Here is an 18620-nt window from a genome sequence, read left to right on the forward strand (position 1 = left end):
AACTAAAGTACAGCTAGTTCCTTCTTTAGTTAATAATTAGACCGCTTTCCTCGCAATTCCGTCTTTAACTTCAATTACAATGAAAACTCTATTTTTTTTAAATCATTAAAATTCCTCCTTGTTTTTTACATATATTAAGCGCAACAGTCAAATTAATATATATACAATTTTTCAGTACTCAATTTGAATTAGTTATTGACAAATTTCTTCGCCAACTTTATATTAAGTTTACACTTAATAGTCAACTATCAGTCAAGTTTTTTAAAATTTAGGAGGATAAGAATGTACCTAACAATTAATGATATTTCAAAAAAAACTGGTTTGACACCGTACACTCTACGATATTACGCAAAAGAAGGACTATTCGATTTTGTAGAACGTAGTTCTAATAAAATAGGTACAAGAATGTTTAAGCCAGCTGATTTAGAATTCATCCATATTATTCAATGCTTAAAAAGTACTGGAATGTCTATTAAAGATATAAAATCCTTTGTAGATTGGACTATGGAAGGTGATTCTACAATTAACGAGCGACTGACAATGTTTAAGGAGAGACAGAAAAAAATCGAAAAACAAATTAATGAGTTACAAGATGTTCTAAATGTAGTCAAATACAAATGTTGGTATTATGAAACAGCCAGCGATTTAGGGACTTGTTCTATTTACGACTCAATTGAATCTAGTCAAATCCCTGAGAATATGATTGAAATAAAAAATAGGTTAAATGACCTTCATAATGTTTAAAAAAATATTAAAAAATTCATTATTTTCATCATTTGTAGAGATAAAATTCACTCAAATTATCATACAAATTTCTTAAAAATAACAAGATTAGTAATATGAATCGAATAAATATACTTCTTACTTAGTTGTTCTAGGTTGGAAGTTTGTTTTATTGGTGCAAAATAACGTTTAAAAACTGCGTAATTTATCTTTTAATGTGACAATCCTTGTTTTTGATTCAAATTAGAAAATACATGTCTCGAAAACGAATATTTTTGGGGATCACCCAATTAAGAAAATCTTACTCAACGTGCTTCAGTCAGAGTTGCATTTTTTTATACTTGAACAAATAAAAAAGAAGTTGAGTTATATCAACTTCCTTTAAATTTACTAATTAGATCAATTCGACAATCATCAGATAAAAGAATGTCGCTAGAAAATATAAAATATACGAACCCGTGACCATCCTGCTAAGATTAACATTTTTCCACTTACCAGAATGTGATTTTTGAAAAGTAATTAGCAACATTAATATCGTAATCAAAAGTACACAGATACCTCTGAAATCGAAAAACATGTTCCATAGTTGTGAGTGTGTTGATATTTTAGTTCTGGGTAAAAAATAGTAAATAACAATAGCTAAATTAATGCCAAAGATATAACCTTTACTAGTTTTAGCCATACTGTTCTCCTCATTTCTAATAAACTAATCGCCATTGTTCCTCTGCAGAGTTTACATTTTGAGAGACTGTTCTAATGAAGCGCCCAGAATACTGATCATACAAATCGTATTGAGCTGTATAAGAAACATTTCTATGATAAATATGATATGTCCTGCTAGCCCCTAATGCACCAATAGTTTGTGTATACCAATAATACCATCCAGAAGTTACTCTGTAATTAGTTTGTCTATGATTTTTTGCAATATATCCACCTCTAGGCATAGCTTGAAGTGCGTTCTCATTTTCTTCAACTTGAACCACTGTTCCACTTTCAACTAATGTCTCTACTTCTTCTGCTTTTGCTGACGTTGGAAACGCAAGCACTGTCAACGAAATACCCAACAAAACACTAAACAATAATTTCTTTTTCATAATGTAACCCAATTTCTATTATTTGATAATTGAATTATACAATGAAAACGTATTCTTGTAAACATTTATTTTAAAAAGAATGAAATACTTGTTAGGATTGATTGTGATATACATTTAACAACTCTAAACTTTCCGAAGACTATTTTTTTGCACAGGTGTTCTTTTACACTTATTCTTTATTAAAAGAGACCTATCCTAAAGCAACTACATGAGCTCACTTTTGCCTATACTCAGAATTTACACGCTGTTCAATCGTTCTAACGAAGATAAGTAAATATCTTTGTCCTTTTCAAATCCAAAAAAAGTCTATTATTTTTTACATAAAACTCCAGTTTTTCCACTACTCCAAGCATTATCAAGTATCAAATCGCCTTCGTTAGAATATGTCTTTATAAAATAATCAACAAGTGATTCAGGCTTTTGCGTTGGGTGTATTGCTAATTTTTGTTTGTCAGTAGCAAACGTTAAAACGCTACGTGGGTATCGTTCTGTAGAACCACCACCAGAAATGCCTACTTTGGTTTTACCGTAGTTACTACTATCATTTTGGTGCTTAGTATAGCTATTTACTGGCTTATGTCCTGTTGTTTTTTTGAGGATTGTAAGTAGGTAGCTTTTTATAAAAAACAAGAACATTTTCATGTGCCTTCATTGGCATTTTTTTGCGTTTAAATATCCAGTAGCAGTTGTTTTTTCCCAAATCCATTCATACCTCAACATATCTAAATTACTGTTAGCAAGGATTTTATCAAAAGGTGTTTGAGCTGTAAGAACGATTGCCCCATTGTCCTTTATGATTCGTTTATACTCTTTCCAAAGAGGTTCAAGAGGAATTAAACTGTCCCAATGGTTATTTGTGGTTGCATAGGATAAATCACAAAAAATCATATCTATAGTATGATCTGGAATCGTTCTCATGTCTAATAAACAATTTTCATTAAAAACTTGATCCCACAGTTCAGTAACACTTTCTACTGTTTTCATTGCTTCACTTGCTACTTTAGTTAAAAAATGACCATACTGATTATTTTCAGATAATTTTTGAATTACTCGATCTGTAGTTCCTAAATTGAGAATCACACGTTGTTTGACTTTGGTTCCTTCTCTATAATTCTCCGCTAAACTCCAATATAGAGTATTGTTTACTTTCCTTCTTTTCAAAAACATTTTGACACTACATTTCCAATTTAAAGGATAAATTTTTTATAAAATAAATCTATCCCAAAAATGGTCGTCTATGATTAGCTTACTTTTTATTCTATAATTAAAGAAACATTTCAAAATCCAAATACCCCTTAATATTTTCAATTAGTTCAATGTTTTCGTTACCTAATTTTTCATAAAAAAAGTGCCTATCTGCGAAACACACAGATAGGCACTTTCAGGCTTCTTCTCTTCTAATTTTCTGATTAGATTTAATCTAAATAGGTCGTTGCCATTTCTTTATAAATAGCCACCATTTCCAAATAGTTATCCACATCCACATATTCATCTACTTGATGAGGTGTTTCATTACCTGGACCAAAAATGATCACAGGAAATACTTTCTTCCCTTTTGTAAATTCAGCTGCATCGGTTGTACCTGAAATACCAACCATTGGAATATCGACGTTGACTTGTTTTTTCGCTACTTGTTGAGCGATTTTCGCGATATCAGAATCTTTTTCACTTTTCACTGAAATTTTATTCGCTTCAATACTCAAGGTTAAATGATACGTCTCTTTTTGGTTCAGCTCATCGATCAGTTCGTTCATTTTTTTGATGACCAGCTCATTATCATAACCAGGGATCGTTCTGATATTCCCTTGAAGACTCGCTTCACTTGGAATACTGTTGATTTGTTCCCCGCCGGAAATCATCGTTACATTATAGATAAAATCGCCTAAGACTTCATCTGTATGGATTTCACTGCGAAATAATTGATTGGCTCTAGAATAAAAGTCGTTCAAATGATCGATTGCATTTACACCGAGTTGGGGCATTGAGCTGTGGGCATTTTTTCCAAGAGACGCTACTTTGAAATTGATCGAGCCCTTATGAGCATAAACGATCCCAGCATAACCTGACGGCTCACCGATCACCATTGAGGTCACATCATCAACATAGCCTTCTTTGGTTAATTGTTCTGCCCCTAATTCACCGACTTCTTCACCCACTGTAGCGATTAAACGCAAACGTCCATTAAATTCTGCTTTTTCTTCTTTCAATTCGATCATAGCAATTGCCATCGCAGCTAACCCGCTCTTCATATCACAAGTGCCACGACCGTACATTTTACCATCACGAATTTCAGGTTTGAACGGATCAGAGGTCCAGTCAGAAACATTTCCTGCTGAAACCACATCCATATGCCCTGAAAAGGCTAAGACTTTTTCGCTATTTTTATTGCCGATCTCAACAATTAGATTGTCACGGTCTTTGTCGTATTCTAAAAAGCTTGAGTCGATGCCATGTTTTTTGAATAGTTTGCTTAAATACTCAGCGACTTTTTTTTCGTTGCCATTGACTGATTTGATTGCGACGAGGTCTTTTAAGATTTGGATTTTTTCTTGTTTTTCCATTGTGTTAGCCTTCTTTCATTTGATTTATTCAGTTTCTCATTGTGTGTGAGAAAAACTGGATAAATTTGCTTACGAATTAACTATACACCTGTTTAGGGGATTCGTTAAATAAAACTGGCTACTTTAATAAAAATGTACCGTTTTCTTAACAAAAAACCAGCCATCATTTCTGATAGCTGGTTCCAATTCTATTCATCAAAATAATTCCCTGGCACAACATTGATCGTTTTCGTCCGTGTATCAACGTCTTCCACATAAAGTAACGAAGTATAATCTTCGATCGCACGTTGACCTTTAAATTTAGACTCTGCAAACACAGTGATCCCAACAAGCTCTGCCTCAAATTCTTCGATCAGGCTCTTCATTCCGTTAACGGTTCCGCCACCTTTCATGAAGTCATCCACGACTAACACTCTTGAACCACGTTTTAAGCTGCGTTTTGATAATTCCATTTTTTCGATTCGTTCAGATGATCCAGAAACATAATTTACACTGACGGTTGAACCTTCAGTGATTTTTGAATCACGGCGAACAATTACAAAGGGAACATTTAAGTAATAAGACACAGCTTGAGCGATCGGTACACCTTTAGTGGCTACCGTCATAACGGCATCGATTTGTTCATCTAAATATTTAGAAGCAATAATTAGGCCCACTTGACGTAGTAGTTTCGGCTGTCCCAGTAAATCAGAAAGATAGACATATCCTCCTGGCAGCAGACGATCTTGTTCTGATAAACGTTCACATAGAGACTTCACCAGTTCTTTTGATTCCTCATATGGAATTTCTGGAATAAACCGAACGCCGCCAGCAGCTCCTGGAATCGTTTCAAGAATTCCTGTTCCTCGCTGTTTGAATGTCTTTTTGATGATGGCTAAATCCTCACTAATCGATGATTTAGCTGATTTATAGCGCTGTGCAAAATAGGTCAAAGAAACCAATGTATGGGGATGATCCAATAAGTATTGTGTCATATCGATCAATCGTTCACTTCTTCGAATTTTAGAATCTGTCACTTCTTCTCCTCTTTCCTTTAAGGCTTATTATTCACAAGAATAATCACTGTTCCTTATTTTTTATAGGTTCGTTATTCATTAATTTTCAACAACTAAAATAAATGATACTTCCTCATTATCTATCGTTCCTATTATAGGGTGTTTTGTAAAAAAAATCGAGCATTTTTTAACAAAATTGGAAAATAGTTCGCAATTTAAGAAACAAAAAAGAAGATAAAAGAAAAAACTTTCGTTTTTCCTCTTATCTTCAGCTAAATTATACCTGTTTATCTCTGATTTATCTTTTTATTCCGTTGCATCGTCACCACTACTTTACGAACCACACTTACAAGAATGAATAATCCAATAAAAATCAAAGTGATGCTAGCACTTGGTGGTGTTTCTAAATAATACGAACCTGTTAATCCTGTTAGCATGCCGATCAACCCCATGATGACACTAATAATAATAACTGTATTGAATCCTTTTCCAATTCGCATTCCGATTGCAGCTGGTAAAACCATGATCGCTGAGATCAATAACGCTCCAGCAATCGGGATCATCACTGCGATTGCCACACCTGTGATCACATTAAACAACATTGACATCCAATGAATTGGTAATCCATCTACATGGGCAGTATCTTCATCGAAAGTCAAAACGTACATCGGGCGTTTGAATAATAGGAATAAAACGACTAAGATCACAAAGAGAACAGCTAAAATGACTACTTGCTGCCAAGTGATCGTTACGATCGAGCCAAATAAATAGGACTGAATACTAGCTGCTGAATTCCCTCCGCTAAGATTCATCAACACCAGTGCTAAAGCGAGTCCGCCTGACATCAAAATCGCAATCGAGATTTCCGAGTACGTACTATAAATCATTCGTAGGTATTCCAAAATAATAGCAGCTATGATCACGACAACAAGCGTCATGATATCTGGATTCCAATTTAAGAAAAATCCTAGAGCAACTCCAGCGAGTGATACATGAGAAAGAGTATCTGCCATCAACGATTGTCTTCTGATAACAAGAAATACACCTAGCATCGGTGCAATCACCGAAATAAAGGTTGCGGCCAAGAAGGCTTTTCTCATGAACTCATATGAAAGCATCTCCATTGTGAATCCTCCTTCCGAACTAAACGAATTTGTCGATCAGCATACGATTTGATATCTTCATGATCATGAGTGATCATCAAAATCGCTTTGCCATGATCATGAGCATTATGCCTTAACAAGCGATAAAATTCTTTTCTAGACGTTTCATCCATTCCCGTTGTTGGTTCATCTAAAATAAATAAATCAGGGTCTGTCGCAAAAATACGTGCTAAACTGATACGTTGTTTCTGTCCACCAGAAAGTTCACCGATCCGTTTATGGCGCATGTCCCACATACCAACTGCTTTCAAGGCTTTTTCCACATGCTGATGGTCTCGTTTAGTTAATGGCTTAAACCAGCGATTACGCGGAAAACGGCCTGAGCGAACTAACTCGATCACGGTACTTGGAAACCCTGCATTAAATGACGCTACTTGCTGAGGAATATAACCAATACTAAGTTTTTGTCCTTCTGAATTCTCCTTGGCAATCGTAATGACGCCTTTCGTTGGTTTTAATAGTCCCAAGGTACTTTTGATTAATGTTGATTTTGCTGCGCCATTTTCACCGGTTAGAATCACAAATTCACCTGGATCAACATAATACGACACATCTTCTAAAACAGGCTCATCATCGTAATAGAATGTGAGGTCTTTGACTTCAAGATAATGCATGTCCATTCTCCTTTTTGATCTAAAAAAATCTGGGACAAAAACGAGGATCGCTTTTGCCCTTGATTTTTATTTTTATTTCACACTTTTCTTCAAGGCTTCAAGATTGGTTTTCATCACTGAAATATAATCTTCCCCTTGATCTTGTTCTTTTTGGGTAACACTTTCCAGCGTATTCAGCACTGCTAATTCAACGCCTGTTTCGCGTGCCAGGGTTTCAGCAACTTTTGATGAAGCTGTTGTTTCAAAGTAGATCACTGATACATTATGCTCTTCGATATATTTTTTTAATTCTGCTAAACGGCTTGGTGAAGGTTCTTGATCTGGTGAAATTCCAGCAATCGATTCTTGTGTCAATCCGTATTGTTTCGCTAAATAGCCAAATGCAGCATGTTGGGTGACGAAGGTTTTGTTTTTAGCTTTCGCGAAAGCCTCTTTGTACTCTGTGTCTAATTCTTGCAGTTTTTCTAAATAAGCGGTTGTATTTTTTTCAAACGTTTCTTTTTGCTCTGGATATTTCTCCACTAAAACATCACGAATTGCTTCCACTTCTTTTTTAGCTAAAACAGGATCTAACCAAACGTGAGGATCTAATTCATGGCTATGGTCATGTCCATCATGGTCATCTTCTTCATCCTCATGAGCAGCGCCTTCCATTAAATCGATTGAACCTGCCGCTTCTACCACAGCAACTTTTTTCTCATCAACATTTTCCAAAACATCTTTGACCCACGTTTCTAATTCATGACTATTATACACAAATACATCAGCATCTGTTATCTTGGCGATGTCCTTGGCACTAGGTTCATAATCATGCGGTTCTGTTCCTGCTGGAATCAACAATTGAACCTCTCCAGCATCACCTACCACATTTTTAGCAAAGTCGTACATTGGATAAAACGTAGTCACAACGTTGATTGTACCATTTTTTTTAGCTTTATCTGTTTCTTTTGTTTGTCCGCAAGCAGTTAGTGTAAAAATCACTGTCATTAATAGTAATCCAACACTATATTTCCAGTTTTTTATCCTCATCTTTTTGTCCTCATTTCGATTTACCTTGATCAAATCGTAATATTTACGATTTGTTAGCAAGAACTAATTTAACAGATGAAAAAGAGAACGTCAAGAGAAAACAGCAAAAATATTTTAGTGCAGAGAGCTTTGCTGACTTTGAAATATGTTACTGATGAAAAATAGCTACATTTTAAACGTCTTATAAGTAATGAAAAACCACTCAATTGAGTGGTTTTTCATTACTATTCATGTTTCTACTATGTTCTGCTTCGATTATTTTAACGTCCGCACGATATATACTTCATCGCAAAAACCTTTTAAACCATTGTAAATCCGTTGTGCGCGCGTTTTCTTTTCACATAATGCAAATACAGTTGGACCACTACCGCTCATTAACGCTGCATCTGCCCCATATTTCATCATCCGATCTTTGATTTGCTGGATCACAGGATGCCGTTTGATCGTCACACTTTCCAAAGCATTACCGATTTTTTCTGTCATCAATAGATAATCATCCGTTTCAATCGCTTGCTTCAACCCATGAATATCGGGGTGCTGAATGTTATTAAAGGACAAACTACTAAAAATAGAACTTGTCGAAACACTCATTCTAGGTTTTACTAGGACAACCCAACACTGTGGCATCGATGGTAAAAACTTTATTTTTTCACCACGCCCTGTGACAAAAGCTGTTCCTCCATGAATACAATAAGGAACATCTGAACCAATTTTACTACCCAATTCTGCAAGCTCTTCTAAAGACAGTCCAAGGTTCCATAAACGATTCAGACCTCGCAATGCAGCAGCACAATCACTGCTACCACCAGCTAATCCCGCTGCAACAGGTATTCTTTTTTCTATATAAATCCTAACTCCTTGAGTAAGGCCAAACGTGTTCTTCAGCAATTCTGCTGCTTGGTACACGTGATTTCTTCTATCTACTGGTAAAAAAGAGCTATCTGTTTCGATTAGTATTTCGTCTTTCGGCAATAATTCAAAAGTCAGCCGATCGGCTAAATCCACACTAGCCATGATCATCTCTAATTCATGATAGCCATCTTTTCTTTTATAGAGCGCATCCAACCCCAAGTTGATTTTTGCGGGCGCTTTTTCTATGATTTCCATTCTTTTCACCTATCTAATCCAATACCTAACCATCTTCACAATCTTTTAAATTCTAACATATGTTGTCAGAGAAGTATATATTCGGATAAAAATTGCTTTATAGTTCAAGTTATGACTAAAAAATTATGAACCCACTCAACACTGTGGACTCATGGCTTTCATACTTTTTGACGGATTAAATAGTTTTATTAACGAGTCCATAATCAAGTGCTTCTTCTGCAGTCATCTAATACTCTCTAGCAGTATCATTTTTAACTTGCTTAGTGTCTTTACCAGTTTCTTTCGTAATCAAATTGAATAGTTAGAGGTTTTTTTGCTATAGATGTGCAATTATAGTATAAAAAATAGAGCTAAAGCGTTCTCGCTTTAGCTCTATTTTTAAAATCAGTCATGTTTAGACTGCTTCACTGACAAATTCAATCTCTACTGTGCGTGTCAACACATCAGAATAACTATAAGAAACTCGTTCAAATGAGTTTTCATCTGGATCTAAATCTACAACGAAGACAGATGGATACGTTTCTGTCAAAATACCATTACGTTCTGTTTGGCGCTTTCTGCCGGTCTGAGCAACTAATGTGATTTTGCTGCCGATACGACATTCTAGATCTTTTTTAATTGACGCTAAAGTTGTTGGCATTGCATTCACCTCAAGAGCCAGTATATCACATATTAATAAAAATAACAAGTTTACCATAGCAGAAAATGAAATGCAACTATTTATAATTGATAAATGGATAATTATTTGATGTGAATAATTTTAAAAATTCTCATTTAATCATAAATAATTCCTTTCAATTTCTTTTTAGCTCGATCATAGGCACTTCTAACCGTAATTTCTCGGCTATCCGTATCTTTGGCGATCTCTTTCAATTCTTTACCATTCATATATTCTTGAAACGTCACTCGTTCAAATGAAGACAGTACTGTCGGCAACTGCTCCAGCTTCTCTCGGATGATCATTTGCTCTAGCACGTCAGCATCTTCTGTCTCAATATAGTCAAAAAAAGATTCTCCCTGATTCTCTATCTTCTGATCTAATGAGATGGACTGGACGTCGATTGTCCGCTTAACTGCACATTGCCTTCTAACCAAACTACGAATATGATTCTCAAAATTTGACTTAAAAAATTGCCCAATAGAAACGTTATGTACCTCATCATATTTTTCTAAAGAACGATAAAAAATGATCCGGCCTTCTTGAAGCCAGTCTTCACGATCAAAGTCTCTCAGATAATACTTTTTTTGAAACTTGTACACGATTGGGTGATATTTCCGATACAAACAATCAAATGACACAGTGTCCCCTTTTAGGATTTCTTCATATTTGTTCATTGACAACATTCTCCTTCCAAGCATTCTACCAAAATGCTTGGAAAAATCGTACCACTATTCTCAATAGAAATATAAACAAATTGACATTTAATTTTTCTTTTTAGACAATTCGTCTAGTTTTTCAGACAACTTTGATAATTGATCAATATTCCAAGGGGAATTTCGTCGAAAGTCTTGAAAATGGATATCTTTTGTATGAACAGTAATCGTATGTTCTGTTTTTTGAACATTTTTATACAGCTCGTTAGCCGACGCGCGTAAAGCTCCTTTTGAAAAAACCAACCACTGTTCTGCTAAGTCACTAGTTGCAACCGTCACTTGAGTCAAACGATCATTTTTCTCTCCTGCAATTCGCTCAATATAGCTATCAGCTGTTTCATCCTCTTTCGTGAAAACTACTGTTAAATGATATTTTTTATATGTTTGCTGAATTCCGGGAACTAATTGTGCATCAAAAACAACAATTACTTCTAGATCCTCATATTTTGCATAATTAGATAAACGCTGCAACAAAACTTCTCTGGCGTCTTCAAGTTTATTTTGGTTCTTCAATTGAACAAGTTCCGGCCAAGAGCCGATCATATTATAACCATCAACGATCAGTAACTGTTTCTTCATTTTGTTTTGCCACCTTCTTTATATAAGAAATCGAGAAAAAAGTAACTTTTTTCTCGCCATTCAACTAATTATTTTATAGGATTTCGCCCACGATAAGCCTCATACATCAGCAGACCAGCTGCAACACCTGCATTTAAGCTTTGAACGTGTCCTGTCATTGGTATTGTCAATAACTCATCTACTTCTTTATGAAGACCTTGGCTCATCCCGCGTCCTTCATTTCCAATAATCAATGCAATCGCACCTTGGGTATTCCACTGACGATAATCTGTCCCTTTCATATCCGTTCCGAAAATCCAAAAATTATTTTCTTTCAAGGTCGCAATACTTTGCGTTAAATTGGTCACACGAGCAACAGGAATGTACTCTACCGCGCCAGTCGACGCTTTTGTTACAACTGGTGTGATTCCAACTGCACGGTGCTTGGGAATGATGATTCCATCCACTCCTGTAGCGTCTGCTGTTCTTAAGATCGAACCAAAGTTATGAGGATCTTCTAAGCTGTCTAAAATCAAGAAAAAAGGGGCTTCTGTCTTGTCTTTTGTCCGATCAAGTAATTCATCTAGCGTTAGATATTCATAGGCTGTAATCGCTAATACGATCCCCTGATGAACCCCATGATTAGTCATTGTGTCTAACTTTTGTTTTGGAACCCATTTAACAGGGACTGCATTTTCTTTGGCTAATTGTTTTAAGTGTTCGACCTTTTCACTTTTGCTATCTTCTTGCAAAAATAATTTATTGCCACGTCCTTGTTGAATAGCCTCGATCGTCGCATGATTGCCAAAAACAAAGTTATCTTCGATTTCTTCTTGTGAAACTTCTCGTTCTCTTTTGATTGGTTCTTTTTTAAACGGTTGATTTCTTTGTGGCTTCTCGCCTTTAAAAGGATGTTTTTTGTCATTTTTCATTTTTTTCACCTACTTTTTTTATACACCAATCGATCAATTCTTCCAAGCGTTCTGTTTGTTTCGTTAAGTGTAAATACCCCATCAAGGACTCAAAACCTGTTGCAATTCGATAAGTAGTAATATCTGCATTTTTTGCAGAGGTATGGCTTTTAGCGTTACGTCCACGTTTGTACATTAGTTCTTCATCTTCAGTAAGTCGTTTCTCTTCAATCAAAGCTTGAATTAGAAATGCCTGCGCTTTTGCTGAAACATAATGTGTAGCCATACGATGCAGCGTATTGGGCTTTGTTTGACCTTGTTCCACTAAGTAATCGCGTATATAGATTTCATAGATTGCATCTCCCACGTAAGCTAAAGCCAAACCATTTAATTGTGTATAATCTCTCATTCACTTCTTCTCCATCTAGTTCCTTGAGCTGTGTCTTCCAAGGTTATTCCTTTATCTTTCAATAAATCACGAATTTCATCACTACGGGCAAAATCACGATTTTTACGTGCCTGATTGCGTTCTAGGAGTAATTGATCAATGTCATCATCCAACAATTCGTCTGATAAGAAGAAAATACCGAAAATACTTACCCACTGTGTAAATTGCTCCAACGCCTTTTCTGTAACGCCCATTGAAACCTTTGCTTGCTCGCTGTATTGATTCAACCACTTAGCTAATTCATACACGACAGTAATGCCATTAGCCGTGTTAAAATCATCATCCATTTCTGTCGTGAAACGTGTCTCAAATTCGATTAGTTCTTGTAATTTTTGGTGATCCTCGTCAAGCTCTGCTAATGCATCAGACTTTCTAAAAGACAAGTTTTCAAATGCATTTTTCAATTTTTGTAAATTGACTCCCGCTTCTTTCATCGTTGTTTCACTATAACGAATCGGACGACGATATTGGGTGGTTGTCATGAAGAACCGTAATACTTGCGGATCAACTTGTTTCACTAGTTCATGGACCGTTACAAAGTTTCCTAATGATTTACTCATCTTTTCATCGTCTTCACCAATCGTGACAAAGCCATTATGCATCCAATAATTCGCAAATGTTTGTCCCGTTTTCGCTTCACTTTGCGCAATTTCATTTTCATGATGAGGAAATTCTAAATCTTGTCCGCCACCATGGATATCAATTGTATCACCTAAATGTTTGGTTGCCATAACAGAACACTCGATATGCCAACCCGGACGCCCAGCTCCCCAAGGAGAGTCCCAAGAAATTTCGTCTGCTTTTGCGCTTTTCCATAAGGCAAAATCTAAGGGATCTTCTTTCAGTGCTTTTTCTACACCGGTACGCTGACTCGCGCCGATTTCTAATTCGTCGATCGATTGGTGACTCAGTTTGCCATACCCTTCAAATTTACGTGTTCGATAATATACGTCTCCTTGTGATTCGTAGGCATAGTCTTTATCGATTAGTGCTTGAATAAAGGTCAGGATATCCGGCATATGATCCATTACGCGAGGATGACTGGTCGCTGGCATTACATTTAGCACATTCGTGTCTTCTTCAAATGCATGGATAAAGCGTTCAGCCACTTCTGGTGCCGTGATACCTAAGTCTTTCGCTGCTCGAATGATCTTGTCATCAACATCTGTAAAATTTGATACATAGTTTACTTCATAGCCGCGATATTCTAAGTAACGTCTGATTGTATCAAATGCCATCGAGCTGCGGGCATTGCCGATGTGGATATAATTATACACAGTCGGTCCGCAGACATACATGCGAACTTTCCCTGCTTCTATCGGTTGAAAAACTTCTTTTTCTCTCGTTAATGTATTATAAATTTGAATCATACGCTTCCTCCAATTTCTCTCCTTTGATTCTGACCACTTTTGCTGGAATCCCTACAGCGGTCGCATCGTCTGGGATATCTGTTAAAACAACTGCTGCTGCACCGATTTTAGCTCGTTTGCCGATTGTGACCGGCCCTAGAATTTGTGCATGTGCATGGATCATTGCCCCTTTTTTAACTGTTGGGTGGCGTTTCCCTGTATCTTTACCTGTTCCACCTAATGTTACTCCATGAAATAAAACGACATCTTCCTCAATTTCCGCCGTTTGCCCGATCACAATCCCCATTCCGTGGTCGATAAAAACTCCTGAAGCGATTTTGGCTCCTGGATGGATCTCGATCCCGGTTAGAAAACGCCAAAATTGTGCATGAATTTTGGCTAGCAAAAACAAGCGATGGCGATAAAGAAAATGTGAAAAGCGATGCCAAAACAATGCATGTACACCAGGGTATGTAAGTAATGCTTCTGCTGTCGAACGCGCTGCTGGATCATTGGTTTTGACCGCTTTTACAGCTTTTTGTAACCACCCCATAGTTATTCTCCTTTCGTTTTAAACTTAAAAGTAGAGCATAGCTGAATAATAAAATAAAAAAGCGTCTTTTAAACGAAATAACTTCGTTTAAAAGACGCTTACGCGTGGTTCCACTTTTCTTCACAGGTTTCCCTGCCTCAAAACAGATAACGGTTGTTGGCCGTTTTCAGCTACGTATCGCTGAAACTATTCAAAGATGCATTTCAAAAAGTGCTGACAACTGTTTTCACCACCCACAGTCTCTCTAAAGACACACGCTTTTTTACTTCTTCTTCTCTACATATTTCTATTATAAAACGTTATTTAAATGATCTAAAGCTTTTTCTTTTCCTAAAAGTTCGATTGTATCGCCTAATTCAGGACCATGCATCTGTCCTGAAACAGCTACACGAATCGGCATGAATAGATTTTTACCTTTCACACCGGTTTCTTTTTGAACAGCCTTGATTCCTGCTTTGATACTTGGTACATCAACAACGTCCATTGCTTCTAACTGAGCTTTGAAAGCGGCTAAAACAGTTGGAACCGTTTCTCCAGCTAAGACTTCTTTTGCTGCCTCATCTAAGACTGGATGTTCATTGAAGAACAATTCAGAGACATCGACGATCTCCGCTGCATAGCTCATTTGTGGTTGGTATAAGCTAACGACTTTTTTCAACCATTCTAGCTTTTCTGTACTTGGTTGAGCTTCGATCTTACCTTCCGCTATTAAATAAGGAAGACACATATCGGTTAGAACATCTAAATCTAATTGTTTCATGTATTGGTTATTGACCCATTCAAGCTTCTTCCCATCAAAAGCTGCTGGGGATTTGCTTAGACGTTCTGGATCAAAAATTTTAATCAATTCTTCTTGGGAGAAGATCTCATCTTCTCCCACTGGTGACCAGCCTAGTAAAGCAGTAAAATTGAACATTGCTTCTGGTAAATAACCTAGTTCACGATATTGTTCGATGAATTGTAAGATCGATTCATCGCGTTTGCTTAATTTTTTACCTGTTTCAGCATTAATGATCAACGTCATATGACCAAACGCAGGTGCTTTCCAACCAAATGCTTCATAAATCATCAATTGTTTTGGCGTATTGGCAATGTGGTCATCCCCACGTAAAACATGAGTGATTTTCATCATATGATCATCTACTGCTACCGCAAAGTTATAAGTCGGCATACCGTCACGTTTTTGAATAACGAAATCACCACCGATATTATCTGATTCAAAAACAATTTCACCTTTGACCATATCTTCAAATGTATAAGAAGTATTTCTTGGTACGCGGAAACGAATAACTGATTTAAGTCCTTGCGCTTCTTTTTCAGCTTGTTCAGATGGTGTCAATTCTGCACATTTTCCTGAATAATGAGGCATTTCACTACGAGAACGTTGTGCTTCTCTTTCAGCTTCCAACTCTTCTTCTGTACAATAACATTTGTATGCACGATTGCTTACTAGTAATTGATCGATTAGAGGTTGATAAATCTCGCCACGTTCTGATTGACGATATGGACCGTACTCCCCTTGTTTTTCCGGAGATTCATCCCAGTCCATCCCTAGCCATGCTAAGTTTTCCAATTGGCTTTTTTCACCGTCTTCGATGTTTCTTTTTTGATCTGTGTCTTCGATACGGATAATAAATTCGCCATCATTGTGACGAGCAAATAAGTAATTAAATAAAGCTGTTCTTGCATTTCCAATATGCAAGTGTCCAGTTGGACTTGGTGCATAACGTACACGTACCTTTGTCATTGTGCATTCCTCTTTCTATTTATCGAGTAAAGCGACCGCGATCGCTCCCATACCTTCTTCTTGACCAATAAAACCCATTTGCTCCATCGTTGTTGCTTTCAAATTGATTTGGTTTGTGTCAATTTGACAGGCCTTGGCGATGTTTTTTTTCATTTGTTCTAAATAGGGTTTCATCTTTGGTTGTTCAGCTAAAATTGTACAATCAATATTGCCAATAGTAAAGCCATCCGCCAATATTTTTTGATTTGCCTCTGATAGTAATGTTATTGAGTCAGCATCTTTAAATGCAGGATCTGTATCGGGAAACAAGTGTCCAATATCGCCATGTCCAGCCGCTCCTAGTAAAGCATCTGTGATGGCATGTAGTAAAACATCCGCATCTGAGTGCCCCAGCAACCCTTTTTCAAACGGTAATTCTACACCGCCAATAATCAATTTACGTCCTTCAACTAATTGATGAACATCAAATCCTTGTCCAATTCGTACCATCTTTTTCACCTAGCTTCTTTTTCGTTTCACGATAGCTTCACCGATCAGCATATCTTCTGGCGTGGTCAATTTGATATTTTCATAACTACCCAATACCATTGAGACTGACAAATTGCTATATTTTTCAATAAGAGAAGCATCATCTGTCCCTAAATAACCTTGTCGCTGCGCACATTCATGAACTGCTAGCAAATCGGCTCCATAAAATGCTTGTGGGGTCTGAATTTGCCACAATGTTTCACGTGGAACGGTTTCTTGAACGATTCCTTCAACAACACGTTTGATCGTATCTTTCACTGGAACTCCTAAAATTGCAGCTCTCGTTTCTTGCACCTTTCGATGTAATGCTTTCAATTGAGCCAGGTTAACAAATGGTCTTGCTCCATCGTGAACCATTACAATATTTTCAAGATCAAATAAGGCACTCAATCCATTGAAAACGCTATATTGACGTTCGCTGCCACCAGATACCAGCGTTATAGGACACCTTTTTTTTTTTATTTCTTTCTTGATCATCGCAGCTAACAAATCTTGTTCATCTGCTTGGGTGACTAAGATAATATGCTGACAGGCAGGGTCATTTAAAAACGTCTTCAACGAATAAGAAATGACTGGTTTACCGATTAAGTGTAGTAAAATTTTGTTACGGCTAGCACCCATTCTTTTTCCTTGCCCCGCTGCCAATAAAATAACTTCATAATCTAGTGCTGTGTTTCGATTGTCAGCTCTTCTCATTAGCTTTATGTTCTTCTTTACTATCGTCGATGCCGCGTCCTGAATGAGCAGGTTTCGCAAAAATCATCCGTCCAGCAGCCGTCTGTAACGCACTAGTAACAATTACTTGAATATGCTGACTCATATAATGCTGTCCGTCCTCGACCACAACCATCGTACCATCATCCAAGTAAGCCACACCTTGCTGACGCTCTGTTCCAGCTTTTACAACCATGACATTCATCGTCTCACCTGGAATCACAACAGGTTTTACTGCATTAGCCAGGGCATTGATATTCAACACAGGTACATTTTGAAATTCAGATACTTTATTTAAATTATAATCATTCGTTACAACCACACCATCCAACAGTTTGGCTAATTTAATCAATTTGCTGTCTACTTCTGCAATGTCTTCGAAATCACCTTCATACATTTCTACAGAAATTCCGTCCTCTTTTTGTAGGGCATTTAAAATATCTAAGCCACGGCGACCACGAACACGTTTTAAGCTGTCACCAGAATCCGCGATATATTGCAACTCATACAAGACAAAATTAGGAATCAAAATAACGCCTTCTAAAAATCCAGTTTTGGCAATATCATAAATTCTACCGTCAATGATCACACTAGTGTCTAAAATTTTGTACTTATGAAAATGATCTTCCACTTTACGATCTAAAACTTCTCCACCGCTTTCAGCTGGAATTTTCTTTTGCTTAGGCGTAAAAATTCTACGCCATTCATCAATTCGAGTCGTCCCCATACGAAAGCCAAGGTACCCAAAGATAATCATAACTAAAATCGGTAAAACACTGTTTACAAACTGAATATTCAAGTTGTACATTGGAATCGAAATAATCGCACCTATGATCAACCCTATGATTACTCCTACACTTCCAAATAATAGATAGGTCAAACTCATTTCATTTAATGCTGCTTCTACTCTTTTTACACCTGAAACAATATACTTTGCTAACCCTAACGATAAAATAAAGAAAATAAGTGCACCAATCAAACTGTTAGTGAAGTTATTGTTCAGCCATGTATTATCTGCTTGTTTCGCCATATCCCAAGCCATCGGTAATAGTGAAATACCTAAGCTTGCACCAACGACGATCATCAGCAAAGTGATGACACGTTTTTGCATAGATTCATCCTCCAATATAATATACTTAATTTTACAGAATG

21 protein-coding genes and 1 other annotated feature are annotated in these 18620 nt (G+C 36.7%); of the genes, 1 reads left to right on the plus strand and 20 read right to left on the minus strand.

Annotated features, from left to right (window positions below; all coding sequences use genetic code 11):
• Positions 1-282: 282 nt before the first annotated feature.
• A complete protein-coding gene (locus tag IGJ50_RS15805; protein WP_429951367.1) occupies positions 283-744 on the plus strand; it encodes a MerR family transcriptional regulator in 462 nt (153 codons plus the stop codon).
• A gap of 677 nt (positions 745-1421) precedes the next feature.
• Here the strand turns inward: IGJ50_RS15805 and IGJ50_RS15810 are convergent.
• The 20 genes from IGJ50_RS15810 to IGJ50_RS15905 all read right to left on the minus strand — a co-directional run bounded on the left by IGJ50_RS15810 (position 1422) and on the right by IGJ50_RS15905 (position 18579).
• Positions 1422-1817, minus strand: a complete 396-nt coding sequence (locus IGJ50_RS15810) for a hypothetical protein (protein ID WP_429951369.1) — start codon at positions 1815-1817, stop codon at positions 1422-1424.
• Positions 1818-2126: 309 nt separating this feature from the next.
• Positions 2127-2453: a DNA methyltransferase gene (locus IGJ50_RS15815; RefSeq protein WP_429951371.1), complete on the minus strand. Its 327-nt coding sequence runs from the start codon at positions 2451-2453 to the stop codon at positions 2127-2129.
• Between the two features lie 12 nt (positions 2454-2465).
• On the minus strand, positions 2466-2984 hold the full coding sequence (locus IGJ50_RS15820; protein WP_429951373.1) for a hypothetical protein: 519 nt from the start codon (positions 2982-2984) through the stop codon (positions 2466-2468).
• 248 nt (positions 2985-3232) lie between these two features.
• Positions 3233-4378: an ArgE/DapE family deacylase gene (locus tag IGJ50_RS15825; protein ID WP_429951375.1), complete on the minus strand. Its 1146-nt coding sequence runs from the start codon at positions 4376-4378 to the stop codon at positions 3233-3235.
• A 188-nt stretch (positions 4379-4566) separates the two neighbouring features.
• Complete coding sequence (purR, locus tag IGJ50_RS15830) at positions 4567-5394, minus strand: pur operon repressor (protein WP_083244324.1); 828 nt, start codon at positions 5392-5394, stop codon at positions 4567-4569.
• Positions 5395-5660: 266 nt separating this feature from the next.
• Complete coding sequence (locus IGJ50_RS15835; RefSeq protein WP_429951377.1) at positions 5661-6497, minus strand: metal ABC transporter permease; 837 nt, start codon at positions 6495-6497, stop codon at positions 5661-5663.
• Entirely contained in the window at positions 6470-7150 is a 681-nt protein-coding gene (locus IGJ50_RS15840; protein ID WP_069639510.1) for a metal ABC transporter ATP-binding protein, read from the minus strand. Before IGJ50_RS15840 ends, IGJ50_RS15835 begins: the two co-directional genes overlap by 28 nt.
• A 72-nt stretch (positions 7151-7222) precedes the next feature.
• Complete coding sequence (locus IGJ50_RS15845; protein ID WP_069639509.1) at positions 7223-8179, minus strand: metal ABC transporter substrate-binding protein; 957 nt, start codon at positions 8177-8179, stop codon at positions 7223-7225.
• A gap of 255 nt (positions 8180-8434) precedes the next feature.
• Complete coding sequence (gene ispE / locus IGJ50_RS15850; protein ID WP_069639508.1) at positions 8435-9286, minus strand: 4-(cytidine 5'-diphospho)-2-C-methyl-D-erythritol kinase; 852 nt, start codon at positions 9284-9286, stop codon at positions 8435-8437.
• A gap of 394 nt (positions 9287-9680) precedes the next feature.
• Positions 9681-9926, minus strand: a complete 246-nt coding sequence (locus IGJ50_RS15855) for a Veg family protein (RefSeq protein WP_010761984.1) — start codon at positions 9924-9926, stop codon at positions 9681-9683.
• A 134-nt stretch (positions 9927-10060) separates the two neighbouring features.
• Entirely contained in the window at positions 10061-10621 is a 561-nt protein-coding gene (locus IGJ50_RS15860; RefSeq protein WP_069639507.1) for a sigma-70 family RNA polymerase sigma factor, read from the minus strand.
• A gap of 87 nt (positions 10622-10708) precedes the next feature.
• Complete coding sequence (locus tag IGJ50_RS15865; RefSeq protein ID WP_429951381.1) at positions 10709-11239, minus strand: NYN domain-containing protein; 531 nt, start codon at positions 11237-11239, stop codon at positions 10709-10711.
• 68 nt (positions 11240-11307) lie between these two features.
• Positions 11308-12150 (minus strand): 23S rRNA (guanosine(2251)-2'-O)-methyltransferase RlmB, encoded by an 843-nt coding sequence (rlmB, locus tag IGJ50_RS15870; RefSeq protein WP_429951383.1) that lies wholly within the window; start codon positions 12148-12150, stop codon positions 11308-11310.
• Positions 12140-12538, minus strand: coding sequence for a Mini-ribonuclease 3 (locus tag IGJ50_RS15875; RefSeq protein ID WP_069639504.1), 399 nt, complete (start codon positions 12536-12538; stop codon positions 12140-12142). Before IGJ50_RS15875 ends, rlmB begins: the two co-directional genes overlap by 11 nt.
• The gene (cysS, locus tag IGJ50_RS15880; RefSeq protein WP_429951385.1) at positions 12535-13947 is read right to left on the minus strand and encodes a cysteine--tRNA ligase; all 1413 of its coding nucleotides are present in this window, start codon (positions 13945-13947) and stop codon (positions 12535-12537) included. Before cysS ends, IGJ50_RS15875 begins: the two co-directional genes overlap by 4 nt.
• A complete protein-coding gene (gene epsC / locus IGJ50_RS15885; protein WP_069639502.1) occupies positions 13931-14479 on the minus strand; it encodes a serine O-acetyltransferase EpsC in 549 nt (182 codons plus the stop codon). Before epsC ends, cysS begins: the two co-directional genes overlap by 17 nt.
• A gap of 87 nt (positions 14480-14566) precedes the next feature.
• Positions 14567-14767 (minus strand) — a binding site (T-box leader).
• 1 nt (position 14768) lies between these two features.
• Positions 14769-16226, minus strand: coding sequence for a glutamate--tRNA ligase (gltX, locus tag IGJ50_RS15890; protein WP_429951388.1), 1458 nt, complete (start codon positions 16224-16226; stop codon positions 14769-14771).
• Between the two features lie 15 nt (positions 16227-16241).
• The gene (gene ispF, locus IGJ50_RS15895; protein WP_429951390.1) at positions 16242-16715 is read right to left on the minus strand and encodes a 2-C-methyl-D-erythritol 2,4-cyclodiphosphate synthase; all 474 of its coding nucleotides are present in this window, start codon (positions 16713-16715) and stop codon (positions 16242-16244) included.
• A gap of 9 nt (positions 16716-16724) precedes the next feature.
• Positions 16725-17450, minus strand: a complete 726-nt coding sequence (gene ispD / locus IGJ50_RS15900) for a 2-C-methyl-D-erythritol 4-phosphate cytidylyltransferase (protein WP_069639499.1) — start codon at positions 17448-17450, stop codon at positions 16725-16727.
• Positions 17437-18579, minus strand: a complete 1143-nt coding sequence (locus IGJ50_RS15905; protein WP_069639498.1) for a PIN/TRAM domain-containing protein — start codon at positions 18577-18579, stop codon at positions 17437-17439. Before IGJ50_RS15905 ends, ispD begins: the two co-directional genes overlap by 14 nt.
• Between the last annotated feature and the right edge of the window lie 41 nt (positions 18580-18620).

Source organism: Enterococcus sp. AZ101 (assembly GCF_050499005.1).
Taxonomy (GTDB): domain Bacteria; phylum Bacillota; class Bacilli; order Lactobacillales; family Enterococcaceae; genus Enterococcus_L; species Enterococcus_L ureilyticus.